The following is a 26986-nucleotide window of genomic DNA, read 5'->3' on the forward strand; positions in this document are numbered from 1 at the left end:
CGGCTTTGGGCAACAAAACCATATTAGAATTTGAAGAATTAATGAAATTTAAAAATGTAGCTTAACTTTTTGTCCCGTTTTTTGTTGCAAGTCCAAGTGAGTGCTATTAGGGACCTCACCTTTCGGGTGTACAAGCACCCTCATCATTGAATTTAATCCACAATAAGTTCAATACCGGCTTTCTCAGCTTTGTATTTTATTTTGGTCATCAGTTCGTAATAATTCCAGTTCCTTAAAAGAAACCCGTCTTCCTTTTTGGCAATTTCCATTTTTTCCTCCTGGTTTAACAAAATGAGTGTCCCGGCTTGTTGTTTAATACAAAAATCAATTAGCTTTCGGCTGTATACATGCAACCGGTTACCTACATAATTTTTTTCCAGCTCATGGAATCTTTCCACTGCTTTTGTTTTGCGTTTACGTCCTTTTCCCGGTCTGCAATAGGTGGCCCCGCTTTTTGCCCTTTTTAGAGCAGCCTGTATGGCTAACCTTCTATATAGAAATTCCTCCTTATTTCCAATACTAAGTTTTGCTTTTCCGGATTTCACTATAATAGGATACTCAAGAGATAAAGAAGCTTCTGCGATTACTTCCGGTTTCAGGCTATGCTTTTCTTTCTCTACCTCAAATACGGCTAAGAAATAAATTTTTTGATTTTTCAGTTGAATTTTAGAGGTACATAGCTTGATTTTGCCAGCTTCTACCTGTTCCAGCAAGCTTCGTTTATCGGTATAATCCTTACCTAAATATGTTTTCAAGGGAATGGAAAATAAACGAAAACAAAATGCTTTTTTTTCTTCTTTATACGATAATCCATGAATACCTGTCGGTCCAAAAGGAAAAGCGATATCCCTTCTGAAGTTTGCCAGTGAACGTTCTCCTTTTTGATATTCTGGCAAGTTGTTACGAAAGTTATTGATTATATTATTGTTCAGGTTGTTTAAAATGTTGGTGGGAATTTCCCCTTTAAAACGATCGGATACCACCCGGTAGGTGCAGTTTATCTTTGACCGATTGAGTATACCGTCTTCAGCTTTCTTTTCATCCGCCAGCTTATATCTTACTCCTTCCGATAAATAAAAGAATTCTTTGATCCTTTCCTGCACGTACAGATGAGAAACAATGAGATTAGCGGCTCTAAAGCTGCGGTTCTGCCAACGGTATAGCGTGTCATAAACCTCCTTTTTTTCTTCCTTGGTAGGTGCATCTACCAGCAGCTGGATCTTCCGGGTGAGTTTTATGGTATCTTTTCCCATGACTAAGCTGATTGTTGTTGTTCGTGTTTGAGCTGCAATAGTTTATAGGCCGCCATAAATTCCTTGTGAACTTCCTTTTGAGTGAGGTTCAGCTCCTGGGCAATATCCGCAAAGGAATATTGTTTTTCTGTACGCAGCTGTAACACCTTTTCCTGTTCCCGGGTCATAGTACCCTGGATCTTTACAGCTAGCATCGGTTTTGGTTTAGCTTTATCTTCAAGCGTACTTCCTTTATTAATGATATTCTTAATATCCTCAATGGCGTTTTTTACTTCGGTACTAGTTTTGGTAATGCTGGATCCCATTGCCTGGGCAATGGCTTTATACTGAAAGCCGTATTTTAAACAGAGTTCAATCAGAAGCTTTCTTTCACTGCTAAGCAAGGGGAGAACATTCCTGATCCGGTCAAAAGCTTTCTGGTCCGCTTCCTGGTCCTGTAGATGCTCATCTTCTTCCTCCGAGTCATAGCCGTGCATATATTCCTGGTAGTCCTGGTAATATTCTAACCTGCCTATGCTCCGCTGAAACTTGTTCCGGGGTCGGCAATAGTAAAAGGTACATTCCCTTTTCATCACGTGGAGAAGGAAAAAGTAAATATGTTTTGGTTCTTCTATCCCGTCTCTGTTCTCCCATAGTTTTAAGAAAGTATCCTGAAGGATAGTCTCAATGACAAATTCATCCTTTATCAATTGCTTCCCTAGCCAAAAGACCCTGCGGTGGTACCTGGCATAGATTAATTCCAAAGCATCGGGATGCCCTTGTTGTAATAATTTGAAAATGCGCTGTAACATAATGTGCCCTATTTATTTTACCAGTGATTTAAATAAAATTTTTTCTACTTAAGCTCAGGTCTACTGGCCAAGCCGCCATTTTTAAATAGTTTAAAAAGCGATTCATTTATCTGAATTTAATGCTCTTTCTACCTGCTCCAATTTTTGGTTATATTCTGCTATTAGTTCATCTGCATACACCGGAGTTCTATCACCATTCAGACAATATCGTATGTATCTTGGAGTAACCTTATATTTACATGCAAGAGCTTTTACTACACTCGTGTTATAAGTTTTCTTCATAAATTACGTAAGTTTGCCTGTTCATTGATTTGTTCCATTTATTGGAACAAAAACCAAATATATAAACAAATTGTTTACAAAACAATTTTAAAAGCACTTTTTATAAACATTTCGTTTACTTTTATGGATAAATCAAAAATGCTTGACCAGATAAAGATTCATTATGGATTTAGAAGAGATGCTGAATTAGCAGATTTTTTAGATATTACGAGGCAGACTTTATCGAATTGGAAATCAAGAAATTCTTTTGATGCGGAATTGCTATATTCTAAATGTACAGAACTTAATCCCGCTTGGCTATTAACCGGCGATGGTCCTATGTTACAAAAAGATTCCGCTAACTCCATTAATAAAGAAACTGATCCAGAAGTTTTGCGAGATAAATTAATTAATCTTCAAAATCAACTGGATGCTCTAGAAAAAGCAAACAATGCCTTAGAAGATGCCAACGAATCGTTAAAAGAGACTAAATCAATACTACAGAAACGAATTGCAGAGCTTGAAGGCAGTTAAAAAGCTCTATCTTTGATTACGAATTTCATCCCTCCAGTTATGGGTATCGACCCAGAAGAAGTGTCCGTCACGCGATTGCCAAAGTAGAACACGTCAATCGTTACTACATTACAGATAAAATGACCTTCACTTCTTATTTCGGTCTTCCAGCCTTTTTCTATATTCACTTGGTGTAACACCTATTTGCTTTTTTACATATCGAGTAAAAAAAGATCGGCTGGAAAAATTCATTCTATTGGCAATTTCGGCAATATTCAGATTTTTGTTCTGTAATAAAAAAATAATCCGTTCTTTAGTGTAACGCTGTATCCATTCAGAAGCAGTGATACCCGTATTATTTTTGCAAACTTGATTGAGGTATTTGGCAGTGATGTGTAGTTTTGTACTATAAAATTGAACTTCTCGTTCCTGCATACAATACTGCTGCAGCAACTGCGTAAAATTTTCATACAGAGTACCCGTCTGAAGTGTACGTTTGTGGCGCTCATACATATTGGCAAAGGTGTGCCACATTTCTAAAATAAAAATCTGCATTTGCAATTTGAGAGCTTCTTCATAAAAACGATGGTCTGTTTCCAGAAAGCGATCATATATACTCCGAAAATTGGATAGTATTTTTTGCTTATCACTATCGTTGGTAATTGGTTTAATCGGGAACTGTCTGGAATATAAAATCGCATCAATGCTCCAGCTCTGGTCTGGTACATTGTTGTACAGAAATTTCTTCTCTACGAGTAGAATTGAAGCTTTAAAATTACTAGAAAAGGAGATATTGGAAATGCTACTTTCAGCAAACCAGAATAGAAACTCTCCTTTTTTACAATGTAATTTTTTGTCGTTTAAAAGGAATTTTATGCTGCCGCGATGGCAATATAAATGCGTATGATATTGATTGTGAAAATCTACAGGAAGCTCGGTTCCATCATGAACTTCCAAAAAAGCGATTCGCGGAATTATCATTTCAAACATGGATAATAAACTCTTGTCAAATATAAGTAATATTTGACATTATTGATGTACAATGTGTATGAAATAGGTTACCGAAAAGAATTATTTTTGTAGTATGATATAGTGATAAACGAGATCAAACTTATCTTCTGTGTATAAAATGAATAACATTCTAAAAGTTTACCAATTGAAATAAAATCAGCCCTTTATGAAACTAATACAAATAATAACTGCAGTAGTCTGTGGATTTTCCCTGTTGGCTTGTAATGAGGGAGACAAAGAACAACAAGATATAACGAAGAAAAATAGAACTGAAACAACCAACGGACAAGTGGCAGAAATATTTCCGCAAGGAGTACCTGCTCCCACAGAAAACTTCACCGGAACAGTCTGGAACACGTCACTTGTAGCAGATGATTCAGTTTATACCACCGTGGCGGGTAATTTATTGTTTGAAGCGAGAGCGAGCACCAATTGGCATTCTCACCCAGCCGGGCAAATACTGATTGTTGTAGATGGAGAAGGTCGCCACCAAATTGAAGGCCAGCCGATAGAGATCATTAAAAAGGTGATGCTGTAAATTGTCCTCACAGTGTAAACCATTGGCACGGTGTAGCACCTAACAATCACATGCAACACATTATATTGTAACTAATACAGGAAAAAGAATTGTGAATTGGGGAGAACCTGTGACAGTCGAACAATACACCAATTAATAATATTATAATATGAATGCTATGGAAAAGGATATTTTTGAAAGATTGGTGGTTGGTGAACCAATACCATCCAATGATCCACAGCGTCACCGGTTGCGTGATGCCTCCTATCAAACAATCGGGTTACTTCAGGAAATGAATAATTCCAGTGATCCGGAAGAAATCAGGATTTTACTAGGCAAAATTACTGGTGGCGAAATTTCTGATACCACAGCTGTTTTTCCGCCATTGTATATTAACTACGGCAAGCATACGAGTATCGGAAAAAATGTGTTCATCAATTTTAATTGTACTATGCTGGGTTTGGGTGGTATAACGATTGAAGATGGAGTTTTGCTTGCCCCCAATGTAAGTTTGCTTTCAGAAGCGCATCCTTTGGAACCCTCACAAAGACAGACGCTGGTTCCAAAACCTATTCATATAAGAAAAAATGCCTGGATTGGTGCCAATGCCACTATATTACCTGGGGTTACGGTAGGCGAAAATTCCGTGGTAGCTGCAGGGGCTGTGGTTTCAAAAGATGTTCCTAATAACGTGGTAGTAGGTGGTGTTCCGGCTAAAGTCATTAAAAATTCACTAACCATAAAAGGAAATTAGTATTGCAAAGAATTATGACCTTTTACAACACTGATGCTTTTGACTTTAAAAAGAAATATTGGACATTTTTGATGAAAAAAGTGTAATAAGCAGAATGGAATAATGGTATAATTTTGAAGTGCAGTATATATAGACGGGTAGATTTTTAATAAAAGAAGAGGAAGTTTAGTAAACTTAGAAAATTAAATTGATAAATAAAGATATATGAAATACAGAAAATATTATTCACTGCTTGTTGTACTGTTACTTATATTAAATATTGATGAAATAAGTGCACAGAATGATACTCAGGATTTGGATGCAACAGAAAAAGGCCTATCAGAAATTGCGATGTTTACAGCATCTGGTGATCTGGAACAGTTGAATGCCGCCTTAAATAATGGTTTGGATGCTGGATTAACTATAAACGAAATAAAGGAATCCCTGGTGCAGCTTTATGCCTACTGCGGTTTTCCGCGGAGTTTAAATGCTATCAACACCTTCAGAACTATAGTGGAAAATCGAGAATCTAACGGGATAAACGATCCTCAAGGAAAGCCGATTCAGCAAAACAACTCATCGAACAAATACGAACAAGGTCGAAAGGTATTAGAGGAAATCACTCGAAAGACACAGCCTAAACCAGCTCCTGGATTTGGTGAGTTTTCGCCGCGGGTAGATGTTTTTCTAAAGGAACATTTATTTGCCGATATTTTTGCCAGCGATGTACTCTCCTATAAGCAGCGGGAACTGATTACTATTTCTGCTTTGGCCGCAATGACGGGCGTGGAACCTCAATTAAAAGTGCACGTAGAAATAGGAAAAAATACAGGAGTAACCGATGCCGAATTGGAAAATATAGCTACACTAGTTGAAGAAAACTTCAGCAACGAACAGGCAAATACCTTGAAAACTGTTATTGGAAAACCACTTTTACCAACCGTGGAAGAGGATATGTTGGTTCGCATTTCAGAAATTGAAATTTATCCGGAATATCTTGAAGAGTATAAATCGATTTTGAAAGAAGAAGCCTCTGCATCGGTAAAACTAGAGCCAGGAGTTATTTCTATCTTTCCAATGTTTCAAAAAGAAAATCCTAATCTGATAAGAATTCTAGAAATTTATAAAAATCAAAAAGCTTACAAATCGCATTTGCAAACATCTCATTTCAAACATTACAAAAGCAGCACGTTAGAAATGGTGAAAGATTTAAAATTAATTGATATGAAAGCAATCGATAGTGAGACAATGGATGAAATATTTCAGAAATTATAAAAATTACCGATGATGAAAAGATCCGTGGGAATGACAAATGCCTTTGGGAAAAGGTTTAGGCTGATAAAAGTTGGAACAATCACTCTCATTTGGATTGCAGCTATTTTGGCAGAGACAGAAATTCATGCACAAACGAATACTGGTGAAGAGACCACACTCAAAAAAACACTTGTAATAGCCTCACATCCTTACCCTGACAAGTCAGTTATCAATAAGGCCTTGTGGCAAACCGTTCAGGAACTGGATGGAGTGGTTTATAGAAACCTGGAAAGCTTGTATGGCAATGATATTAACGGAATTGATGTAGAAGCCGAACGCAAAGCCTATGATGGTATTGACAGGGTTGTCTATATGTATCCCATTCATTGGTTTAATCTGACCCCTATGTTGAAAGCTTATTTTAACCAGGTATGGTATCAATGGGCGCCTAAGACATTAGAGGGAAAAGAGATGCTCGTGGTAGTGACTGCTGGAGCTGATGAAAAAGCTTATTCCCACGAGGGTAGGATCGGTTCCACAATGGAAGAAATATTGACACCAATGAAGGTGTGCTCCAAATATGTAGGTATGGAGTATCTGGAGCCACTAACCTTTCTTGGCGTTGGTGATGCCGATGAAGCGACAATTCATTCCTATCAGGATCAACTTGCTGAAAGGCTGAAAAAAGCAGATTAAAGAAAATGAGCGAAATTTTTTGGGTTCTAAACTATTAGTAGTCCTTCAATTCAGTAAATTTTAAACTTGAATAAGATTAAATAATATTATTATGAGAAATCTATCAAATATTTTTCTATTGTTGATTCTTTCAATCTCTGGTTATTCACAGGAAAGTTCACTCTTTATGAGAATAGTTGAACTCACAGTGGAGGAATCCCAGCTTTCAGAATTCAGAGAGGCTTTAATAGAAGATATCGAAACAGCTGTAAATACAGAAGAAGGCGCTTTAGAAATTTATGCCGTCTACGAACGAGAGGATTCCACCAAGGTTTTTGTAATTGAAACATTCGCTTCAAAGGAAGCACATACCTCACATCAGAAGACCGCTCATTTTTTGAAATATAAAAATGCAACGAAGGGGATGGTGAAAACTGTGGAAAGAACAGAAGTAGTTCCGATTACACTTACTTCAAAATTAGAAACAGGTTTAATTGGTAAAAGAAATATTCAGGCCAGACCTCCTGCCACCCAGCCTTTCGGAGCCGAAGCATTTCAAGCAACAAATAATACAACAATACGGTGGCTAGGAAATGCAGGTTTTTTAATCAATAGTAGGGGCACAACGCTTATGATTGATCCTTTGATGCAGGGGTTTGACATGCCGCTTATGATTGACATTCCTATTTCACCGCAGAATGTTCCGAAACTCGATGCCGTATTGATAACCCATGCTGATAATGACCATTATAGTATCCCGACCTTAGAAGTTTTGGCTCCCAAAACCACAGCTTTTCACTCTACAATTTATGTTGATTCGTTGATGCAAAATCAAGGATTTCCTTCTGTAGGTCACGAAATTGGCGATACATTTCAAATAGAAAATATTGAAGTACAATTAACTCCTGCTGATCACGCCTGGCAGAATGCATACCCGGGAACTAGTGACCGAACATTTCTGCAGGAGGATAGTGCAGGTTTTTGGATTGAAACTCCTGATGGTTGTATTTGGGCTACTGGAGACTCTCGCTTAATGAAGGCGCATCTGGATATGAGAATCCCAGATGCAATTTTATTTGATTTTTCGAATAGTGAATGGCATTTTACTTTGGAGGGAGCGGTAAAACTGGCCAATACCTATCCAAATACGCCACTGTTACTTCACCATTGGGGTACAATTGATGCTCCAGATTTTCCACCCTTTAATGCGGACCCTAAAGACTTATATGATAAAGTGGTTAATCCCGAGAGGATTGTTTTACTGGCTCCTGGTGAACCTTTCTACCTAAAAAGAATCAATGATTAGCACGCAAAGAAGACAAATTAATATTAAAACGATTGATCATTTTTGAATCCTTCCAATTATCAAAATCACTTGAAATTTAGGCTTAAGTTTTATTAAGCTTGGTCTTGATTTTATCAATAAGTCTTTCAGTTCTTCAGCAGCAGCAATCTGCACAGCCGTAGTTTAAAAGCGATTTTTTCAACATTTTTAATGAATTCGAGAAATAAATTGCAGTAAAAGGGGTATTTCAATTTGATAAAATCCTGAATTTCACCTTCTCTTATCCCCGGAACTTTCATCAAAAGCTACCAGGTTGAACAGTTCCCGCATTCGACTGCGAACACGGTTTCCGTAACTTTTTTCCAGTTCTTCAGCGTTTAAATTTGTCGTGGCGTGTGTTTTGAGCTTTTGATTGGTTTCCAGGTAAAGCTCATACCTGGAAAGCAATACTTCCCCCATCACGTTGAGATCCTTTCCATAGAACCTTCCAGGGGGTTCAACACCCAGGTCATCAAAACAAAAGAATTTAGTACAGCCATAATCTTCGATGGTTTTATATCCAAGATGATTAAAACTAAAAGTGACGTTCCGGCTGGGAATCATTTCATAGGGTCGCTGGTTAGGAACTAAATGCCGCAGTAATTTCATCAAAGTAGTTTTCCCGCATCCCACAGGACCTGATAATAAAATACCCTTATCGATATCAATACCGTACTTTTTGCAATTTTCCTTATCGCGGATAAAGTAGGAGCACAGTTTTAGCAGGACCGCTTTATCTTCCTTGTAAATTTTAAATTTCTTTCCAAAAAGAAGCTTTCCCTTGGCGCTGAGATACAATAAAATCTTCGGGAAATCATAGTGCACACATTTCCCATCGAACTTACCCAGGGAATATTCCACGCCACCTTCTGTTATTTTAGAGGGGTTGTCCATAATCTTTAGTTTTAGTGGTTCGCAGGTTGTCCCTGAACTGGGACACTTCATTTTTGTATGCTTTCTTTTTTTCTTTGGCTAACGCAAACTTTTCCATCCAATGCAGCGCTAGTGCCTGCCAATCTCTGATCTCTAAGCCATCGCTAGTTCTCCATTCCCGATTCTGATAATACTCAAAGAATTTTATTCCATAATCCGAATTAAAATTTTTATCATTAAAAAAATTCAAAACCACCTCCAGGCTGTTTGGTTGTTTATTATGTTTTATTTGTTTGGTATTGTTTATAGTAGATACCAATGCTTGTCCACTCACGGGACGCTGCGAGTCCAATACCTGTCCACTGACGGGTCGGTGCCGGTTCGTTACCGGTTCCCGGATGGGATGGTACTGGTCTTCCAGTTGTTTCAATTTGGGATCATACTGGTCCGGTTGCGACTGATCACCAGTCCCAAGATTGAACATCTTAATTTTACTGCCTTTGTAAGGATTGTTAGAGGGGTAATAGCAAAGGTAAGACCAGGCATTAAGATCGGTCACACACCTGTGATAGGTAGATTTGGAACCGATCTTCGCTACTTTCATCAGATCCCTGCGGTTCACAAAAAATTCATCGGCAAACCTGCTGCTATTCCATTCCTGAAATAAAGCCATGTATAAGCTGATGTGCGTAGGGTTCAAACGGTCATCAAAGTAGAACTTCTCAAAGGCGGCATTTAATTGCTTGATATAGTTCATTGCTTAAAAGTTTAAATGATGTATCCGGTTCTCATCCATAACCTTTTGAATTTCCGCGGCATCATAATAAATGATGCCTCCAACCTTGGAATAGGGGAGGGTCCCATTTACCCGTAGATTCTGGAGTGTTCCAGGACTTATTTTTAGGAAGTCCATAACTTCTTGAGATTTCAGGTACCTTTTAAGGGTTCCGGAATCCTCACTTGTAAGAAGTTGTTTAATATCATCGAGCAATTCCATTTTGAATTCCCGAAGATCATCGGTGGTAATAATTGATGTTGGCATAATAGAACAAATTTTAGGGGTAGGGACATTGCATTTGTGAGTCCCTGACCTTGTTTGACAATTGTTCTACAAATTTGAGATGCTTTCTGCTTTTTCTTTCCCTATTTCTTTCGTAGTACGAAAAAGTTTAACATTTAATAAAATTTGATACAAAATGGTATAATTTGAAGGGTAAATGTTGGGAGGAGAGATAGGTTTTTCGATAAAATTCATGAAAAAAGGAATTTTCGTAGTACGAACTACTACGAAAAATTACTTTTCATCATCTTCTTGCATTTTAGCTTCCAGGATGTTCGCGATCTTGTAAAGATATTTTACCCTGTGATCTTTCCGGGCTTTCAATTCACCGTAATTCTTGTAATAATTATCAAATTTGATATTAAAGATATCCTCAAAAGCTGAAAAAAGGGTTTTAAGCTCGACTGTTCCGTGGTTGATGTCTTTTGCATAGTAAAGGCTATAGATAATTTCAACTAATGAAATTTTAGCGCCTGACCAATGGAGAAGATTGGGTTGTCGTTCCCGGTAACTTCCACTACTTCCAGGGAGAATGCGTTCTAATTTCTCCCTTATGTAATGGATATACCGGTAAAGCGCCTGCACCTTAGCCCATAACATATCGTGACTGGTCGAGAACTCCGGGTTTAGGTAATAATTAATGGAGGGGGAAAAGGAGAAATCAGGCCTTGCAGTTCGGCTGAAGAACTGGTGATCCAGGTAAGTATGGTTTTGCTCCATATAACTAACAAAACTGCTGTTGACCGTAAAGAACATATTGATCTTTTTCATCTCTTTTTTTAGAAACCGGACCTTATTGGAGTTTCCCGCTTTGGGCAGCATCAGCTCGCAGGTGCGAACCTCAGAGAAATAAATGAGATAACTCATCGGGAAAGGTTTGATGTTCTTGAAAAAATCGATCTCCTGCTTAGCATCTTCGAAATCTTCCTGCTCCACCTGCTTTTGCAGTTTGGTTAGTGTTTTAATACATAAACTTATCCCGTCTTCAGCTTTTTTCAGGTCCGATTTCTCGGACTGAAGAACGCTTTCGACTTTTTCGCTAAATGTCGACATGGCCTTTTCAAACATACTATTAGTAAATGAAAGTAAATAAAAACGTTGCTGGGCTATCAAGTCTGGTTTGTTTAAGGATGTGTTATACAGGGTAATCCTCATCTGGACTCAAATTACTCCAAATGAGGTTAATTATAATTAATACACCATAAAAATTACTGATAATTCATTAAATTCACAACTTTACCTTCAGAATATATAAGTACCATTTATTTATATTTTATATTTGATATAGAATTCGCTTGGTGACTCCAGGCATTTTTCTTCTTTAAAAAACCATCCTTAACTAAAGTAAGCCCCCCATGTTTGAAGGTAGGTATGGAAAATTTTGGATCCGCGATGATATACTCTTTGTAGTTTATAAGCCCGAACTGGTCATAAGCCTGAAGGTTGCAAAGCAGGTGGTAAGGGATCGCCTGGAGGTTCAACAAAACCTTGAATACCCTGTATTTTGTGATCTTTCCGGGGTAACTGACTCCAGCTTAGTTGCCCGGCGTTATTTGGTACAAGAGGGCACTCTCTTAATAAAAGCACTTGCATTTTATACCACATCCCCGGTGGCAGTACGGCTTACAGAATTCTACCTGAAAACCCTCAACCATAAAGTTCCCACAAAATTTTTTACAAATAAAGATCAGGCAATAAATTTTTTAAAACCCTACATGGATATGAAGTAATAACTCAAACTTTTTAATAATGGAACGCGAATTTAACAAGGCTAATTTACGCGGAATTTATCGTATGCTAACGGAATGGGCCAAAGGTAATTTTTCTTACAGAATAAAACGCACCAGGTACCGGGATGAGCTGGAAGGCCTGGTAGCTTATTTCAACCATACCGGGGAAGAACTCAATAATAAAAGAGACCAATTTCTCAGGCTTAACCGTCAAAATGAGATCGTCAATTTGCGATCAGCGGTGTTTATATTGAATAAAAACCTGGAAGTTCTTGATTATAGTTATAAGCACCCCGATAATGAGGAAGTTGAATCCTCGAAAATAATTGGTAAAGCATTTCAGGAATTATTGGTCGGAAAATTTCAAGGGCAATGGCAGGAAAAAATATCCTTATTTTTAGAAAATGGCTCCCAATCTTTTAATCTGAACCTCGAATATCAATTTGATGAATACTTAAAGATCAGTTTACCTTCAGTGGTCTCCAGATTAAAGGGAACAGGAGCGGGAAGGTTTACTGTCACTTCCTATCAACTGGATACTCCAAATGATCTTTTCGTTGAACTACCAAAGAATTCCGGAATTAAGACCTATTCAAAATGGGACCAGAAACTTTTCCATGAAATCCATATTTATATTATGCATCATCTGGAAGAACCTTTAAAACCTCTGGATCAACTTGCAGAGCTTTTTAATACTAATGAACATAAAATCAAGACCGGTTTTAAGGAGATCTTTGGCTGCACCCCATTTCAATACCATGCAAAGGAGCGAATTAAACAGTGTAAAATTCTTATTGAAAGTACAAATCTAAATTTAACTGAAATATCTGATAAAATGGGGTTTGGATCGTATCCGCATTTTTCAAAAAGCTTTAAAGAAAAAATCAAGGTCTCCCCTAAACATTATCAGAAGTTCACTCGAAATGCATAAGCAAAAAGGCTGTGAATTTTAATTAGAGGCAATTTTGTGTCCCAATTCGAAAAGCGTGGTTATAATTCGCTATAAGGAAAAACGTGCAATTTAAAATTTAGACAAAGAGCTTTCATTCTCCTAAGCTTATAATATATAATTGCCTATACGGCTGCTGCTCGCATAAATGATCGATAAATTTTAAATAAATAGAAATTTACTTGTCTTATTTACATCTAATTCGAATAATCTCATCAATCCTGCTGGTGTATCGATTTGAAAGCCGTTCCTGTTTCATTATCCAGGTGCGGCCAAGATCCATACCTGCAAATTTTACCTTTCCGTTTTCTGTCTGATTTAGGCGGTCTATGGTTTTCATAAGGATAGGATGCCTGGGATCCTCGGCAGAAAATAGGGAAAGCTGCTGCTCAGAAGCTGGTGTGATTAAAATAATTACTCCGGCTTTTTTATACTGGTACCCTGGTTTAAATATTTTTTTAAGTCCGTATAATGCAGCCTTAGTTAACAACATCGTAGAATTGCTAGGGTTGGATAGTTTTACCACCATATTAGCTCGATACTGCTTCAGGTCGGTTCTAAAAGGATTGGTGATCAGAAATACATAGAGCAGCGTGCAATTTGAATCCTGTTTGCGGAGTTTTGTTGCGGCTTTTGCTGCATAAGTAGCTACCCGCTCCCGAAGATCGTCGAATTCACTATACATTTTCTCGAAGCTTCGGGTAACCGCGATGTTCTTTTTATTCTTTACTTCTTCAAAATCCAGCGTAGGTTCACCTGAGAGATCCCGTTTTAATCTTAAACCCACCACGCTCATTTTTTTCAGGGTATATTCATTGGGCAACTGAATAAAATCCCAGGCGTTTTTTACATTTATATCAAGTAATTTTTTTTCGTGTTGTCGGCCAATACCCCACACATCACCAATTTTCGTCCATCGCAATGCTTTTTCTTTCTTTTCTTCCGAATCAATGGCATAAACACTCCCGGTATGGTCGGCAAATTTCTTGGCGATCTTATTAGCAATTTTTGCCAGGGCCTTGGTGGGAGCGAGTCCAACACTTATAGGAATTCCGGTTTGCCTGGCCACCCTTTCCACCATCTCCTTACCAATTCGCTCCAGGTCATACAGTTCAAAGCCTTTAAACTTCAGAAAAGATTCATCAATAGAATAAATTTCGATATCCGGAGTGAATTGAGAGAGGATATTCATTACCCGACTGCTCATATCTCCGTAAAGCGAATAATTACTGGAGAAAACGGAAATTCCTTTAGCTTCAAAATCCTTTTCCAATTGAAAGGCCGGGGCACCCATGGAAATGCCCATTGCTTTAGCTTCATTACTTCGCGCAATAACACAACCATCATTATTACTAAGCACAACAACCGGTTTATTCCGAAGGGAAGGATCAAAGACCCGTTCACAGCTCGCATAGAAATTATTGCAATCTACTAGGGCGAACATATTAGAGATCCTTTATGCAATGAGTAACAATACCCCAGATCACAAAATCATTTTCGCTGGTGACTTTAATGGGTTGATAATTTTCAGCTACAAGCCAGATAATATCCTTTTCAATATTAATACGCTTAACGGTAAATTCTCCGTCTAAAAAACATACCGCAATATTATCATTCTTTGGTCTTAGACTCTTATCAATTACCAAAAGATCACCATTACCAATTCCGGCACCAATCATACTATCGCCTTCAGCCCGGCCAAAAAAAGTGGCCTCTTTATTCTTTATTAGTTGATGGTTGAGATCAATAATATCCTCCAAATGATCATCCGCAGGAGAAGGGAAGCCCGCAGAAATACCGTTGGTTGAAAGCGGCATTACAAGGTGATGTAAAGAATATTTTTTGTAAATTTTCATAAGCTAAGATTGGAAACAAAATTAGGTAAAAATCCAAATAATTGGATATAATCCAAAATTAATATTATGTGTTACGAAACCAGCCTGTCCAAAAAATTAAAATCAATTGAGAAACATACTGGTGCGGTTATGCGATACCCGGAAGTTTATGAACCCTGGTATCATTTGTCGGGGTTTTCTCATCCTAATATGTTTTGTATTCCTATGGACGAACCGGATGCTATTTTACCGATGGAGTGGGGGCTTCTTGCGCCCTGGGCAGACGACATTTCGAAATTTCGAAAAAAATATAATACGCTTAATGCTAAAGCAGAAACACTATTAACCAGTAATATGTATAAAGAGGCTGTTAGGGAACGTCGCTGTTTGATTCTTGCTGATGGTTTTTTTGAACCTCACTATAAAAAAATGAGTGGTCCGGCTACGCCATATTACTGTTATCTGGAAGACCGTAAACTTTTTAGCTTTGCAGGAATCTATAATACTTATGATGAGGGTTATTGGACAGTAAGTTTAATTACCAGGGAGGCGAATGATTTCTTTGCTGAGATCCATAATAAGAAGAAAAGAATGCCATTGGCCGTAGATCGCAATTTTGAAGGAGAATGGCTTGATCCCGATTTAAACGACAATGGAATTGAGGAAGTGCTTGCTACGAGTTTTATGCGAGAGCCTTTTAAAGCACATCCGGTAACCAGAGATTTATATAAAAGAGGTCTAAATACTAATACGCCTGAAATATTAGAAAAAGTAGAGGAAAACCCTAACCTTTTTAATGAGTGATTTATTTTGGGTTTAATAATACCAAAACACTAGTAAAACCCACCGATTAGTTTCACATTCTGGTGGGTTTTTTATACCCATTAATTTTCGCTGGTCTTGATTCTATTTTAAAAATACCCTATTTACTTTCTTATTATTAATTGCGTAAGGCTACAATCCAATCATAGAATTAATTTTTAACTGATTTACTTATTATATCCGGAGCATTTTCCTTTTTTTGAAATTTAATAATGGACTCGATCAAAGCTTTTTAAGGTTTTGAACTGAGCCTATTGCTTCCTTGTAGATTTACCTCCTATAGCGCCATCACATTACCTTTTTTCGATGCATTTATTTTACAACATCCTGGCCTGGTAAAGCGTATAAAAAGAGTAGGCGAAGCCGAAGTGGCTTTATGCCGCTGTCCAGGAAAGGATGTTGTTCTTAGCATTTTAAAAAGGTGAGGGGGCTTAGGGATGACTTTTGCATATGGATTAGGAAATACCACCATTTTTTGAGAAAGAAGGACTATGATGGGAAGTTCAACGAAGCGGACTTCATTGAAAAATTTCGAACTGGAGTGGAGCGTTTCGATTTTTCATCGGGTTAGCGTAATGGAAGTCGCAGTTTCTTTGATAGTGTCCAAGACCTTTGTAGAGAAGCGCTTTTCCCGGAATGAAGCTTTCGCGAAATGCAGGGGGAATGGGCTGAACGGGTACACTTCTATTAATAGATACTGATGTAAATCTAATTAAGTAATAGTTTCGTTTCTCAAGTTGAATCAAAAAATAGAAGAGCAAAATACATCCTTAACCACTTAAACGAGGAATGGTCTCCTAAAGATTTTTGGCCAAATAAACCACTGTAGTAACGTATATTTCCAATTTTTTCCCTCCTATTCGATCTCTATCCTTTACGGTTTTCCGTATTTTTCTTTTTTTTATTGTATTATATTTAGCGAAACCTGGGTTTATCCCGTTATATCCATTGTTAACAAGCTAAATCATGTGAGATATAATGATTTGTGTGCAATGTTTATCGAAAGTTAATGGGTGAAATTTAAAATAGCTCGTTATATTTATACCACTTTAATAAATTCTATGAGTAATATTTACAAGTATAAAGAGGATATTGACGAAATATCTCAAGTTTGTGATTGCCCAAATTCAGAGTATTTTCAATTCGAAGAAAAAACTGCTTTTAGATTTGTATTTGAAGATTCAGAACATCCACATAATTTTCTTCCTCCAGCGAAGATAAAACCGAAAAGATACCTTGATAAAAGCCCTACAGAAGTATGCGAAGGTTTAGGACTATCCCTCTATGGAAAAAAATATGGTGCAAGACAGAAATTTGAAGAATTGAGTGCTACCTTTAAAAACTTTAAAAAAGTTATTGGAACACATTTAGCAAAGGGGAATATTGTTAAAGAAGATGGGCATATTACAGAAGAAGATGAAATTACACATTTTGATATGTATGAATTTGAAAGTGCAGATTTAGCGCCTAAATTCAAAGTAATAGAGGAACTATAATGCAAAAATTAAAAGAAACATATTTACCTCCTAATTCATTACCTAAGCTGGTAAAGATACGGGACTTAATATATTATGACGGACCTTTACTTACTCATTTTGAAAGTATCTATAACGAAAATTTTCTGTATTACTGGGTAGATACAAATAGCGAATTTAATAGATGGCTTATTTTTCGAACTTCGAATGTCTACTTAGAAGAATACCTAAATAAAGAAAAAACACTTTATGAGCTTATTTCTGATAAGAACAATGGGAATTTATATAAAGTAGACATTGACGATAATTTAAAACAGCATAATTTATCTATAATTCAGTTTTCTGATCTTCCAGAATCATATCTGCCAGATAAGAACAGTTACTATATATATAAACCTATTAATAGTGACCAGGAACTAAAGAATATATCCTCCAGCCAAAATGTCGGGGTACTTCAAGCCTATTATAATGAGACTTCTAAAGTTGGAAAAGGAACAATTGAATTGGAAATGCTTGCTTCTTCTTTACACGATATAAGTAAAATAAATAAAGGAATTCGTAAGGCATTTATAAATAAAGAGAGAGAAAATTTCACTAAAACAAAGTCAAAATTAAAATTCAATCAAGAGGAAATAATTCAAGCATCCACTTTCTATTATTTTGGAAATACTTCGCGATCATTTGGAGCACTATTTAAACCAGCTTCCAAACAATCCAATTTCCCAAATTTGATTAGCATAGAAGACCGTTATATAGAATTTTTCATCAAATTTTTTGAAAGCTCTTCAGACAAAGAAAAATTTTCAGAGTTTATAAGTGATATTGACAAGAGTGTAATTGATAATTACAAAAAATTATTGAACATTATAAATAAGACTAAAATACAGTTCAATTTAAATTATCAAAATAGTACATCTAATTTTGGAACCTCCAAAAAAATTAGTCCAAAGCAAGCAAATGAAATTCTCATTAACATAAATGATCTGGAGTATGACAATTCCAGAGATTTATATTTAACAGGGAGGTTTACTGCATTGAATTTAAAAACTGGACATTATAATTTTGAATCCGTTAGTAAAGATGAAAAATTAATTGAAACTTCTTCTGGGTACTTAGATGCCGACAGAAAAGAAATGTCTTGGAAAATTAAATGGGAAAAACTATACAACGTCGTAATAACCCGTAAAGAGGAGAAAAAAACAGGACAAAAGAAAATTAAAGAAATAGACACATTAATTTCGTTTACCGAAATAGATAGTAAAGATCTAGATCTCGGTTAAAGCACAGCACACATCCAAGACGGTTCATCGCCAATAAGCGGCAGCGTTAGAAAGAAAATAATTAACTTGACCAACAAACTAATCCTAAGCCGACAAATCCGCGTCTCTTCCTCCGCCAACTGGAGACCGTTGTGCTTCATCCAAAGAAACGACCTGGATTAACTTCAATAATTAATAAAGTTAAATATTCTATATGAAATTGCCTTTTGAGGAATGGACAATTGAAAAGCGTTTTAGTAGAAACGTTTCAAAATTATTTAATGAGGCATTTATATGTTATAAGGGTGCAGCCTATAGAGCTTCCTTACTTTTTAGCTATTTAGGTTTTCTTACAATAATTAAGGAAATTATCATTAAGTCCAATAAGGCAACATCAATCCCACAGGGAAGATGGGATGATATTTGGAAAGAATATTCAATGAAAATGCGGACAAGAAAAATGAATTTCATGCCATTGCAAATGATAAGGGATTTACGATTCCCAATGACTTAAATTAAACAAGGAAAAAAGCACGAAAGCACAATATTGTAAAAGCGTAATTTGGGATAAACGAATGAAATAGAGTGTTTTAGCTTCTATAAAGCTCTGTTGTGGGCGGACAGTGAATCGCTCCGAAACCCGCACTACGCTTATACTTGGTCGTTGACAGTAATTTGAACAACAACTAATTAAGAAATATATGAATTGGATAAGTTACCCAGATAATAAACCTTCTGAATCAGGTGCATACGTTTCAAGTATTACAAAACCTTATTTAGAAAATAATGACTTTACATTTAATAATGTATCATATTATAATGTAGACAATGATACTTGGTATAAGTATGATTCTTTTAACAGCGAAGTATTAGAAAAAATAACTGATAAAATAAATGGGTGGGTTGCAAATTTGCCCAACTATCTAGGTTAAAAATTCATTCTATGTCTAGTACTCCTTTTTCTGGTCCTTACTCAAGCTATTTAACTACAATTTCAATTCTAAATTTACAATTAATGATTTCCACTCAATTTACAGACCAAGAATGTCTTGATTGGGAAAAATCTTTAAGAATTGATTTAGAGAAAGCAAATACGGCAATAGTAACTGATCCGATAACAGAAAGGCTAAAGGATGCACCTCTTTTCCTATTGAATGAATTAAGATTGAGTTCTATTTCAACTGCAATAATAAATTTCACTTCCACAACTGAACATTATATAAAAGATATATTAGAATTGAGTCTCCAACGGAATGATGGTTTACGTAAAAAAGCTTTTAGTAACTGTAATATTTCCGCTCTAGAATTAGAAGAATTTGAAAGTATCGATGAAATAAAGAAAAAACTTTTTAAATCTATATCATCAGAAAACTCAAAAGGACAGTTATTTAGTAATAAATTCAAAAAAGCGAACTCATTCTTGAATATAAAAAGTCACAATAATGGCTCTAATATCTTTCAAAATTTGGATTCAATTTGGCGATTAAGAAATAAAATTGCTCACTCTAATACTGGTTTTCTAAAAAAGCTTGAAATCAATACGAATAGCGGAACTAAAGTACTAAATAAAGAACCTGAAAAAGATGAATATTTGAACTTTTCAATTGAGTTCCTTAAAATTATAGATGAGTTTACAAAATTCTTAAAAAAATGGGATAATTCTGTTTTAGTGAAATGGCCAGCTAATTCATTTGTAAATTAAAATCTACTGCCAACACAGTATCCTATAAAAAATAGCTGTGTCTTTTCTAAATCGTAAATTTTGGTATATTTGGTAAGTTAATCGCCAATTTATACTCTACATTTCATATACAAACTCGTTAGCAGCAAGCCTAGAAATTGAGCACTACACCAAACAGAGAAGTTTTACCGGAAAATCCAGATGAATATTTACAGAAAATATTAAACGAGTTTTCAGCAAATATTTCAGAGGTAGTAAATTTTGGTACACATCTATTGGTTTGGGACGTTAGGAAACGAAGAGAGGGAAAGGACAATCATATCCCAACTTTATTTTTTAGAAATATTTTAGAGCTGGGAGATTCTATTTCAATATTAATGAAAAGTTCTTCAATTGATTCTGGTAAAATATTACTTCGATCTTTGTTAGAAAACTCTTACGGCTTATTATACCTTTTAGAAAAAAACGAAAGAAAAAGAGCTTTTTCATACATGGTATGGAAGGCTATAAAACAGATAAAAAATTATAAAAGATTTGTATCCGATTACCCAAGTTCTCAAGAACTTAAAAGGTTAATTTTAGAGTATGACGAAAGTTTTCCTATAGATAAATTCTTTGATCGGGAAGATGTAAAAGAAATTATTGAAACTAAATCATCACTTTTAAAAATGCCAGAATTTGATGAAGTATATAAAGAATACAATAGAACTAAGAAAAAAAGAAAATTAAGAAACCCCTCATGGTATTCATTATATGATGGCCCAAAAAACTTCTTAGAATTATCTAATTATTTGGATAGATCACTTATGTACGAATTTCAATACAGAGATTATTCAGAAAATGTACACGTAACCGATATTCAAAAAGGAATAGCAAAAGCCGGAAAAGATTCCGGTCAGATTATTCAAATTAGAGATTTTGAGAACTGTAAAGATGTATATCAATCAACTATTGATAATCTAATCGAAAGCTTCTACGTATTTACCAAAAAAAGAATTCCAAACAGAGATCAAGAATTCAGAAATTGGTATTTAGAATTTCGGCAAGTTCATAAAAAAGCAATTGAAGAAAACATTTTTAACTATAAGAAATAGGCCAGCTGCCATCAACGGTTCATCGCCAATAAGCGGCAACGTTAGAAAGAAAATAATTAACTTGACCAACAACCGACAAATACGCGTCCCTTACTCCGCCAACTGGCGATAGTGTGCCGAGCAAACAATGACCGGCAAGAAAAAGTCATGGTGAACTATAATTAAGATGGTAGAACCGACCTACCAATGTCGTCTTATAGGAGAAGGCATTAAACCACCCAAAGGTGCTTTGGTAAAGAGCAATGGTATTGAGCGTTTGGGAAACGGCCAGTCAAGAATTGGTCAGGTATGATTAAGAGAGATGAACAAAAGTGGATCCCTTCAGAGGTATCGAGAAGTTAACCCTTAGTAGCAATGAAGTTCCTGTAATGGGAATAGAGCAAAGGGGTTAGGTTGTACAGTTTTATTACATTTTCGAAAAGAGGATGATTTTACGAAATGAAACAAAGATCTCTCGGGATTTGTATAACAAGAGCCGTATGATGGGTGACGGTTCTGTGCGAGGGGAAGAGTGAAAGTCCCTTTTCCTACTCGACAGCGAAACCGTTGTAGCAAATTTTCCTTTAGAGATAACCGTTTAAAATATAAACAATATCTTGTTGAAAACAATTTTTAGACATAAACGTTAAATTATGTGAAAAAACTTAGCTTTAGCATTCAAATTTTATAATTGATATGCAAATTCCTGAAAAGCTAATTCAAAAAATAAAGCAAAACAATTTAGTAGTATTTGTAGGTGCTGGGCTATCCACTAAAATGGGCTACCCAAATTGGAATTCTTTGATCATAGATATATTAGGAGGTATATCTGATAAAGAGGAAAAAAGCGATAAGTATATTCAGGCCTTAAAAGATAAAATTTTAGAACCTATTGAAGTTCTAACCAAAATTTCTGAACACAAAACAGCTTCTATAGAAATATTGGAAAAAATAATTAGAAGTCATGATAAAACACAGCCGTCAAGTATACACGAAAAATTGGGTTTACTAACGGATAAAATTATTACTACAAATTATGATTCTCTATTAGAGAAAGCTCTTCCTGAATTTGAGCAAATTAGCTATTCTAATCAATATAAAGTGGCTAAGCTCTCACAATACGATCAGTATATTTTTAAAATACACGGAGACATTCAAGAACCTCATAAGTGTGTTTTATTTCCTTCAGAATATGATTTATTATATGATAAAGAGGAAAAAACCTCCACTTTTGAATTAAAAAAAATTATATCAAACCAATCAATATTATTTATTGGCTTTAGTTTAAATGATCCTTACATAAGTCATTTATTCGAATACATAACTAATTTATATTCCGGTTTCAATCCAGACCACTACATACTAACTACTGAAAATAAAAAAAGTTGGCCCAAAAATATTAATCCAATTGTATTGGATGATTATAATTCCTTAGAAAATTGTATTGACAAACTTATTGAATCCAAAGATAAAACTTCCAAAGATGAAAAGGAGTTCCAAGAAGAATTGACCCAAAAATCAGATTCTCCTATAATTAAATTTTCTGAAAATCATGAATATGATTCTCCTCCAAATAATAAATATTGGGTAGGAAGAAATAGAGAAATAGACCATATTGCAAGTCAGAATTTTAAAGCAATTTTTATTACCGGAATTGGAGGGCAAGGTAAATCCGCCCTCGCAGCCCACTATTTAAGAAATTATTTCGACACTGATTCTTACGAATTTGGCGATTGGAGAGATTTTAAAGAAGAGGCTAATAGATTTCAAACTAAATTTATTTCAATTGTTAAAAGACTGTCACCTGATTTTAAATTCGAAGAAATAGAATCGTTAAACAATCGAGATCTTGTTGATACGTTCTTTAAAGTTTTAGGTAAAAGAAAGATAATTTTCGTTTTTGATAATATTGACAATTATATTGATTTAGAGACATTTACTCCTGCTGGAAGTTTTGATTATCTGTTAAATCAAATTATGAATAAGGGTCATAATTCCAAATTCGTATTTACATGCCGCCCATTTATTCGAGAAGCTGGTGTTGGTTTCTATCAAATACAATTAGATGGTCTTTCTCAAGAGGAATGCTTTGAACTTTTTAAGTTATATAAAATTTCAATTAAAAAAAGCCAATTAAAGTTACTATCAAATAAAGCTCATAAAATCACCAAAGGTCATCCACTTTGGCTAAATCTAATTGCTGGACAGGCTATAAGAGGGGTTGAAACAGTCTACAATTTTATTGATAAAATAGAAAATAAATCTTCCTTTGATGAAGATGACTTTTCATCAATTTTATCGAGTAAGATTTTAGATGAAGTCTGGAAAAGCTTAAATGATAATCAAAAAACCCTTATTAGAGGAATAGCCGAAACGGTTAAACCGGAAACTGAGGAAAATTTAAAAGAAATTTTACAAACGGAATTAAAACCAAACAGATTTAACCGAGCATTAAAAACACTTAAAAACCTAAATTTGGTAGAATTCTTAAGCGGTGGAGAAATTGAATTACATCCTCTGGTTAAAGAATACGTTCTTACAAAGTATCCAAAAAATGAAAGGGCAAAATTCATTACCCTTTTTGTCAAATATTATGATCGATTTATTTACATATTAAAACCGAACCTAAGTTCTAATTTAACAATACAAGATTTTCAAAATTGGACTTCAAAAATAGAATTACAAATCAATAAAAATGATTTCAAATCTGCGCTAATTGCCCTAGAGGAAGTTGGTAAATCAATTCTAGCAGCTGGATACACTGAGGAGTATTTAAGAGTTGCTGAGAAGCTATATGAAGCCATGAGTTGGGAAACTGCTGTTAATGGAGAATTTTCATATTTTCATTCACAAATAAATTTACTTTTTACAACCCAAACCCAGATGGGTAAATTTGATGTGTCTCTCAGAAATTTAGAAAATTATTCAAAATTAATACCAGGTAAAAGCTCTCACTACTTATCCTATTGTAGTGAGAAAACATATAATCTATGGTATCAAAAGAAATTCGACGAGGCAATACAGAATGGAGAGGAAGGTGAGTTTTTATTAAACGAATCAAGTTTAGCCGACCAGTATAGCTTAAAACATAATTTAGCGTTGGCTAGAAGAGACTCAGGCGATAAAGTCAATGTTGAAAAAGCATTGAACTTTTTTCTACAGAATGAATTATTAGATGAGGTTCTAGACAAAACAAAAATTAATAAAGAATTAAGTGGTAACTTTTATGGTAATGTTGGAAAATGCCTGGAAATTCTGGAAGAAGAAAAAAATTCTTTATTCTGTTACTGTGTGTCCTTTAGGTTGTTACTAACAGAGGATAGTACCAACTCTATATTAAATATTGGTTACGCTTGTAGTTGGATAGGGCAATTACTTATCAAATCAGATAAAAAGAAAGATGGCTTATATTTTCTAAAATATGCCATGAACAGCTGGGAAGCCACTTCTCCTCCTAGATATGAAGAAACAAAAAAGATTTACGATAAAGTAATTTTTGATAAAGAAACCAAAAAACAAATTAACAATCTTTCTGCTTGGAGATTAGAAGATTTTTGCAAAAAATATATTAGTAAAATAATTATTTAAAAAAGCAAAACTTGCAACTTTCTAAAAATTGATTACACTGTCCAGTGCATCATCTGCATCTCTATGAATAAAATTGGCCTGGTAATTTAGTGTGGTTTTTAGGTCACTATGGCGATATAATTTTTGTAACATTAAGGGGTGTATTTTATCTCCGGCTATGTTTCCGAAAGTATGACGGGCTATGTGATTTGAGAGGTTTTTGTCTATTTTACACTCGGCAGCTATTCGTTTCAGGAATTTATTTAAAACCTTAGTAGCGTTCCTCATTTTAAGAAATACGCTTTTTGCATCTTGTTGATCCGCATCTTTTAAAAATGGAAAAATATAGCCATTGTTCTCCGTCTTATCCATCAGGTAAAGATTAAAGATGGTTTTGGCTTTTTCCGGGACTTTAAAGCTCAATGGTTTTTCATTCTTATTCATTACATAGTACAGGCGGCCATCTTTTATATCTGTCCACTTCAAGGCTACAACGTCTGAAATTCTTATACCTGCAAAGTAGAAGGAAACAAGCCAGACATTCCTGGTGTGCCATATCGAAGAATGACTTTCCACTGCAAGATTTTCTATTTTGGTAACTTCCTCAGCAGTCAGTCCAATTTTATTTCCTGAGCCAATTCTGATTTTTTCTTTTTCACCCCCGAAAGGATAATACTTTTGAGAAACAATCCCGTCTTTTATAGCAACATTAAAGAGGGTTCTAATAAAAATAAGTTGGTTTGTGATGGTTCGGGTCTTTTGTCCCAGGTAAGTGGAGCAGAAGGCTTTGTACTTATTTAGAAATGATTCATTCATTTCCCGAAACTCCAGTCGGGTATTTCTCTTAAAATAGGTGATGGCATCCTCAAAAGAATATTCACCTTTTCTGGTCTTACTCACTCGTATTCGCCGTCGCTCTTTTATTGATTTTTTAACCTCCTCTTTCCTTTGATTGGTTTTGAGGTTCAGAAATTCTTCCAGGTTATAGAGAATAGACAGCTCAGATTTCGCGACAGAAAAAGTTCCTTTATCATATTTCTGCTTTACACGTTCAGCCGCTACTGCAAAGAAAGATTGAGAACCTCCCGGCCCTTTCAGCTTGTTTTTAATCTGTCTGGGCGTCAAATCATCTTCTGAATGAAAATACAAATCTTGGGCCTCGGTCATTTTCTTCATCAGGAAATGATTCAGTTTTTTATGGTTGGGATGGCTTTTTTTAGCCTTTCCAAACTTTTTGTCCCAATCTTTTTCAAGAATATAGTGTCCAAGCCAATGGTAATTTGTCTTATAATTTTCACTAATTCTAAGTGCAAGAGGAATAGTGTCATCTTTCCTGATCATATTTTTGCGCAAGACAACTTTTATACTGGCCATAACGAACTTATTTTTAGATATTTAAATATAAGTAAAAATTCTAAAAACTAGTACAGAATAAGTACAGAATAATTCCATTTTACCCGTTATTCTTTGATATCAATAAAAATGTAAAGACCTGTAAAACATAGCATTTATGGGTTTTTGGTGGATTTTGCTGTTCCCTTAATTCCAGCTCATAACCCGAAGGTCACTGGTTCGAGTCCAGTTCCCGCTACTAGCAATGACAAGGCTTTACAGAAATGTAAGGCCTTTTTTTATGGACTGGGTACAACATAGGTACAACATTTTTGGAAAGCCAAATTTGAATAGAAAATAATGTTAATTAACATTATTTGGGGATATTTCCTATCTCATTCGAAGTGTAACTTAGTAATTTGAAGGATTTGTATAATTCTCTATTTCATTAAATAGCTTATTAAAAAACAATGTTCTAATTCTTCAGTATAAGATCTTGGTAATTTTTTAATTGAAATTATTATCAAATTATGTGATAAACCTTTTGAAATCTGTTCCTATTCTTTTTGCACAATCTGTGCATTGATTTTTTTTTATCTTTGTAGTGTGAAAATTATCGCTGTCATATTATCTCTATATATATTCGGGCTTAACTTATTAGCCTGTAATGATAGTGACACTTCACAAGTGATTTCTGATTCAGAAGTAACAGTGGTTGCTACGCAGAATTTAGATATCGACTATTCACATGATAAAGTAGCAGATTTATGCCCTCCTTTTTGTAGTTGCCATTGCTGCCATGTGCATACAGTAGATTTCGGTTCTTCAAATTTCAAGGTTTTGATTATTGAAATTCCATCAAAAGCCTTTGTCCATTTTGACAGCTCAGTGGAAGAACCTATTCTTTCCTTTTTAGATCCTCCAAAAGTTTAATTCAGTTTTTTTAAAGGATAATTATATCCTTTTTTGACCAAATCCTGGTTCTCATACTAGATCCT

The 26986-nt window shown here is 35.2% G+C and carries 28 protein-coding genes; 18 read left to right on the forward strand and 10 right to left on the reverse strand.

Annotated features, from left to right (window positions below):
• Positions 1-152: 152 nt before the first annotated feature.
• The gene (locus tag DET49_RS17730; RefSeq protein ID WP_133550098.1) at positions 153-1253 is read right to left on the reverse strand and encodes a hypothetical protein; all 1101 of its coding nucleotides are present in this window, start codon (positions 1251-1253) and stop codon (positions 153-155) included.
• Between the two features lie 2 nt (positions 1254-1255).
• The gene (locus DET49_RS17735; RefSeq protein ID WP_133550100.1) at positions 1256-2044 is read right to left on the reverse strand and encodes an RNA polymerase sigma factor; all 789 of its coding nucleotides are present in this window, start codon (positions 2042-2044) and stop codon (positions 1256-1258) included.
• A gap of 405 nt (positions 2045-2449) precedes the next feature.
• Between DET49_RS17735 and DET49_RS17740 the strand changes: the two genes are divergently transcribed.
• Complete coding sequence (locus DET49_RS17740) at positions 2450-2839, forward strand: helix-turn-helix domain-containing protein (RefSeq protein WP_133550102.1); 390 nt, start codon at positions 2450-2452, stop codon at positions 2837-2839.
• Between the two features lie 126 nt (positions 2840-2965).
• Here DET49_RS17740 and DET49_RS17745 read toward each other — a convergent pair whose 3' ends face one another.
• Entirely contained in the window at positions 2966-3799 is an 834-nt protein-coding gene (locus tag DET49_RS17745) for a helix-turn-helix domain-containing protein (RefSeq protein WP_243729719.1), read from the reverse strand.
• 196 nt (positions 3800-3995) lie between these two features.
• On the opposite strand from DET49_RS17745, the gene DET49_RS17750 reads away from it, so the two are divergent.
• The 5 genes from DET49_RS17750 to DET49_RS17770 all read left to right on the forward strand — a co-directional run bounded on the left by DET49_RS17750 (position 3996) and on the right by DET49_RS17770 (position 8314).
• Complete coding sequence (locus DET49_RS17750; protein ID WP_208109673.1) at positions 3996-4367, forward strand: hypothetical protein; 372 nt, start codon at positions 3996-3998, stop codon at positions 4365-4367.
• Positions 4368-4524: 157 nt separating this feature from the next.
• Positions 4525-5100 carry a DapH/DapD/GlmU-related protein gene (locus tag DET49_RS17755; protein ID WP_133550106.1) on the forward strand — a complete coding sequence of 192 codons (576 nt, stop codon included), beginning with the start codon at positions 4525-4527 and terminating at the stop codon, positions 5098-5100.
• Between the two features lie 204 nt (positions 5101-5304).
• Entirely contained in the window at positions 5305-6354 is a 1050-nt protein-coding gene (locus tag DET49_RS17760; RefSeq protein ID WP_133550108.1) for a carboxymuconolactone decarboxylase family protein, read from the forward strand.
• Between the two features lie 9 nt (positions 6355-6363).
• A complete protein-coding gene (locus DET49_RS17765; RefSeq protein WP_208109674.1) occupies positions 6364-7029 on the forward strand; it encodes an NAD(P)H-dependent oxidoreductase in 666 nt (221 codons plus the stop codon).
• A 91-nt stretch (positions 7030-7120) separates the two neighbouring features.
• Positions 7121-8314, forward strand: a complete 1194-nt coding sequence (locus DET49_RS17770) for an MBL fold metallo-hydrolase (protein WP_133550110.1) — start codon at positions 7121-7123, stop codon at positions 8312-8314.
• A gap of 249 nt (positions 8315-8563) precedes the next feature.
• Here the strand turns inward: DET49_RS17770 and DET49_RS17775 are convergent, their stop codons facing one another.
• The 4 genes from DET49_RS17775 to DET49_RS17790 all read right to left on the reverse strand — a co-directional run bounded on the left by DET49_RS17775 (position 8564) and on the right by DET49_RS17790 (position 11420).
• Positions 8564-9226: an ATPase gene (locus tag DET49_RS17775; RefSeq protein ID WP_133550112.1), complete on the reverse strand. Its 663-nt coding sequence runs from the start codon at positions 9224-9226 to the stop codon at positions 8564-8566.
• On the reverse strand, positions 9210-9962 hold the full coding sequence (locus DET49_RS17780) for a hypothetical protein (RefSeq protein WP_133550114.1): 753 nt from the start codon (positions 9960-9962) through the stop codon (positions 9210-9212). The genes DET49_RS17775 and DET49_RS17780 overlap by 17 nt, the downstream gene beginning before the upstream one ends.
• 3 nt (positions 9963-9965) lie before the next feature.
• A complete protein-coding gene (locus tag DET49_RS17785) occupies positions 9966-10247 on the reverse strand; it encodes a helix-turn-helix domain-containing protein (protein WP_133550116.1) in 282 nt (93 codons plus the stop codon).
• A 252-nt stretch (positions 10248-10499) separates the two neighbouring features.
• Positions 10500-11420 (reverse strand): RteC domain-containing protein, encoded by a 921-nt coding sequence (locus DET49_RS17790; RefSeq protein ID WP_243729720.1) that lies wholly within the window; start codon positions 11418-11420, stop codon positions 10500-10502.
• Between the two features lie 200 nt (positions 11421-11620).
• Between DET49_RS17790 and DET49_RS17795 the strand changes: the two genes are divergently transcribed.
• Complete coding sequence (locus DET49_RS17795; RefSeq protein WP_133550118.1) at positions 11621-11995, forward strand: STAS/SEC14 domain-containing protein; 375 nt, start codon at positions 11621-11623, stop codon at positions 11993-11995.
• 19 nt (positions 11996-12014) lie between these two features.
• Positions 12015-12926: an AraC family transcriptional regulator gene (locus DET49_RS17800; RefSeq protein ID WP_133550120.1), complete on the forward strand. Its 912-nt coding sequence runs from the start codon at positions 12015-12017 to the stop codon at positions 12924-12926.
• Positions 12927-13131: 205 nt separating this feature from the next.
• On the opposite strand, the gene DET49_RS17805 is transcribed toward DET49_RS17800, so the two are convergent.
• Together DET49_RS17805 and DET49_RS17810 are read right to left on the reverse strand one after the other, a co-directional pair.
• The gene (locus tag DET49_RS17805) at positions 13132-14388 is read right to left on the reverse strand and encodes a Y-family DNA polymerase (protein WP_133550122.1); all 1257 of its coding nucleotides are present in this window, start codon (positions 14386-14388) and stop codon (positions 13132-13134) included.
• A 1-nt stretch (position 14389) separates the two neighbouring features.
• Positions 14390-14800, reverse strand: a complete 411-nt coding sequence (locus tag DET49_RS17810) for a LexA family protein (RefSeq protein ID WP_133550124.1) — start codon at positions 14798-14800, stop codon at positions 14390-14392.
• Between the two features lie 66 nt (positions 14801-14866).
• Here DET49_RS17810 and DET49_RS17815 point away from each other — a divergent pair, with 66 nt between their 5' ends.
• The 9 genes from DET49_RS17815 to DET49_RS17850 all read left to right on the forward strand — a co-directional run bounded on the left by DET49_RS17815 (position 14867) and on the right by DET49_RS17850 (position 24677).
• Positions 14867-15583 (forward strand): SOS response-associated peptidase, encoded by a 717-nt coding sequence (locus DET49_RS17815; protein ID WP_133550126.1) that lies wholly within the window; start codon positions 14867-14869, stop codon positions 15581-15583.
• Positions 15584-16662: 1079 nt separating this feature from the next.
• Entirely contained in the window at positions 16663-17097 is a 435-nt protein-coding gene (locus tag DET49_RS17820) for a hypothetical protein (RefSeq protein WP_133550128.1), read from the forward strand.
• Positions 17097-18356, forward strand: coding sequence for a DUF6575 domain-containing protein (locus tag DET49_RS17825; RefSeq protein WP_133550130.1), 1260 nt, complete (start codon positions 17097-17099; stop codon positions 18354-18356). Before DET49_RS17820 ends, DET49_RS17825 begins: the two co-directional genes overlap by 1 nt.
• 193 nt (positions 18357-18549) lie before the next feature.
• Positions 18550-18849, forward strand: a complete 300-nt coding sequence (locus DET49_RS17830; protein WP_133550131.1) for a hypothetical protein — start codon at positions 18550-18552, stop codon at positions 18847-18849.
• 187 nt (positions 18850-19036) lie between these two features.
• A complete protein-coding gene (locus tag DET49_RS17835; RefSeq protein ID WP_133550133.1) occupies positions 19037-19267 on the forward strand; it encodes a hypothetical protein in 231 nt (76 codons plus the stop codon).
• 11 nt (positions 19268-19278) lie between these two features.
• The gene (locus tag DET49_RS17840; RefSeq protein WP_133550135.1) at positions 19279-20037 is read left to right on the forward strand and encodes a hypothetical protein; all 759 of its coding nucleotides are present in this window, start codon (positions 19279-19281) and stop codon (positions 20035-20037) included.
• Between the two features lie 137 nt (positions 20038-20174).
• A complete protein-coding gene (locus DET49_RS17845) occupies positions 20175-21110 on the forward strand; it encodes a DUF5677 domain-containing protein (protein ID WP_133550137.1) in 936 nt (311 codons plus the stop codon).
• Positions 21111-21276: 166 nt separating this feature from the next.
• Entirely contained in the window at positions 21277-21402 is a 126-nt protein-coding gene (locus DET49_RS18855) for a hypothetical protein (protein WP_262708003.1), read from the forward strand.
• 383 nt (positions 21403-21785) lie between these two features.
• Positions 21786-24677: an SIR2 family protein gene (locus DET49_RS17850; protein ID WP_133550139.1), complete on the forward strand. Its 2892-nt coding sequence runs from the start codon at positions 21786-21788 to the stop codon at positions 24675-24677.
• A gap of 21 nt (positions 24678-24698) precedes the next feature.
• Here the strand turns inward: DET49_RS17850 and DET49_RS17855 are convergent, their stop codons facing one another.
• On the reverse strand, positions 24699-26030 hold the full coding sequence (locus DET49_RS17855; protein ID WP_133550141.1) for a tyrosine-type recombinase/integrase: 1332 nt from the start codon (positions 26028-26030) through the stop codon (positions 24699-24701).
• 564 nt (positions 26031-26594) lie between these two features.
• Here DET49_RS17855 and DET49_RS17860 point away from each other — a divergent pair.
• Positions 26595-26921 carry a DUF6660 family protein gene (locus DET49_RS17860; RefSeq protein ID WP_243729721.1) on the forward strand — a complete coding sequence of 109 codons (327 nt, stop codon included), beginning with the start codon at positions 26595-26597 and terminating at the stop codon, positions 26919-26921.
• The last annotated feature ends 65 nt before the right edge of the window (positions 26922-26986 follow it).

It is taken from the genome of Salegentibacter sp. 24 (genome assembly GCF_004362395.1).
In the GTDB taxonomy this organism is placed as follows: Bacteria; Bacteroidota; Bacteroidia; order Flavobacteriales; family Flavobacteriaceae; genus Salegentibacter.

What these genes read in the sequence shown, in the direction of transcription:
- DET49_RS17730 (WP_133550098.1), bottom strand. Translation starts at nt 1,253, where the DNA reads ATGGGAAAAGATACCATAAAACTCACCCGGAAGATCCAGCTGCTGGTA.
- DET49_RS17780 (WP_133550114.1), bottom strand. Translation starts at nt 9,962, where the DNA reads ATGAACTATATCAAGCAATTAAATGCCGCCTTTGAGAAGTTCTACTTT.
- DET49_RS17800 (WP_133550120.1), top strand. Translation starts at nt 12,015, where the DNA reads ATGGAACGCGAATTTAACAAGGCTAATTTACGCGGAATTTATCGTATG.
- DET49_RS17775 (WP_133550112.1), bottom strand. Translation starts at nt 9,226, where the DNA reads ATGGACAACCCCTCTAAAATAACAGAAGGTGGCGTGGAATATTCCCTG.
- DET49_RS17750 (WP_208109673.1), top strand. Translation starts at nt 3,996, where the DNA reads ATGAAACTAATACAAATAATAACTGCAGTAGTCTGTGGATTTTCCCTG.
- DET49_RS17840 (WP_133550135.1), top strand. Translation starts at nt 19,279, where the DNA reads ATGTCTAGTACTCCTTTTTCTGGTCCTTACTCAAGCTATTTAACTACA.
- DET49_RS17850 (WP_133550139.1), top strand. Translation starts at nt 21,786, where the DNA reads ATGCAAATTCCTGAAAAGCTAATTCAAAAAATAAAGCAAAACAATTTA.
- DET49_RS17810 (WP_133550124.1), bottom strand. Translation starts at nt 14,800, where the DNA reads ATGAAAATTTACAAAAAATATTCTTTACATCACCTTGTAATGCCGCTT.
- DET49_RS17830 (WP_133550131.1), top strand. Translation starts at nt 18,550, where the DNA reads ATGAAATTGCCTTTTGAGGAATGGACAATTGAAAAGCGTTTTAGTAGA.
- DET49_RS17815 (WP_133550126.1), top strand. Translation starts at nt 14,867, where the DNA reads ATGTGTTACGAAACCAGCCTGTCCAAAAAATTAAAATCAATTGAGAAA.
- DET49_RS17765 (WP_208109674.1), top strand. Translation starts at nt 6,364, where the DNA reads ATGATGAAAAGATCCGTGGGAATGACAAATGCCTTTGGGAAAAGGTTT.
- DET49_RS17745 (WP_243729719.1), bottom strand. Translation starts at nt 3,799, where the DNA reads ATGATAATTCCGCGAATCGCTTTTTTGGAAGTTCATGATGGAACCGAG.
- DET49_RS17790 (WP_243729720.1), bottom strand. Translation starts at nt 11,420, where the DNA reads ATGAGGATTACCCTGTATAACACATCCTTAAACAAACCAGACTTGATA.
- DET49_RS17755 (WP_133550106.1), top strand. Translation starts at nt 4,525, where the DNA reads ATGGAAAAGGATATTTTTGAAAGATTGGTGGTTGGTGAACCAATACCA.
- DET49_RS17820 (WP_133550128.1), top strand. Translation starts at nt 16,663, where the DNA reads ATGAGTAATATTTACAAGTATAAAGAGGATATTGACGAAATATCTCAA.
- DET49_RS18855 (WP_262708003.1), top strand. Translation starts at nt 21,277, where the DNA reads ATGGTAGAACCGACCTACCAATGTCGTCTTATAGGAGAAGGCATTAAA.
- DET49_RS17740 (WP_133550102.1), top strand. Translation starts at nt 2,450, where the DNA reads ATGGATAAATCAAAAATGCTTGACCAGATAAAGATTCATTATGGATTT.
- DET49_RS17770 (WP_133550110.1), top strand. Translation starts at nt 7,121, where the DNA reads ATGAGAAATCTATCAAATATTTTTCTATTGTTGATTCTTTCAATCTCT.
- DET49_RS17825 (WP_133550130.1), top strand. Translation starts at nt 17,097, where the DNA reads ATGCAAAAATTAAAAGAAACATATTTACCTCCTAATTCATTACCTAAG.
- DET49_RS17760 (WP_133550108.1), top strand. Translation starts at nt 5,305, where the DNA reads ATGAAATACAGAAAATATTATTCACTGCTTGTTGTACTGTTACTTATA.
- DET49_RS17785 (WP_133550116.1), bottom strand. Translation starts at nt 10,247, where the DNA reads ATGCCAACATCAATTATTACCACCGATGATCTTCGGGAATTCAAAATG.
- DET49_RS17835 (WP_133550133.1), top strand. Translation starts at nt 19,037, where the DNA reads ATGAATTGGATAAGTTACCCAGATAATAAACCTTCTGAATCAGGTGCA.
- DET49_RS17735 (WP_133550100.1), bottom strand. Translation starts at nt 2,044, where the DNA reads ATGTTACAGCGCATTTTCAAATTATTACAACAAGGGCATCCCGATGCT.
- DET49_RS17795 (WP_133550118.1), top strand. Translation starts at nt 11,621, where the DNA reads ATGTTTGAAGGTAGGTATGGAAAATTTTGGATCCGCGATGATATACTC.
- DET49_RS17855 (WP_133550141.1), bottom strand. Translation starts at nt 26,030, where the DNA reads ATGGCCAGTATAAAAGTTGTCTTGCGCAAAAATATGATCAGGAAAGAT.
- DET49_RS17805 (WP_133550122.1), bottom strand. Translation starts at nt 14,388, where the DNA reads ATGTTCGCCCTAGTAGATTGCAATAATTTCTATGCGAGCTGTGAACGG.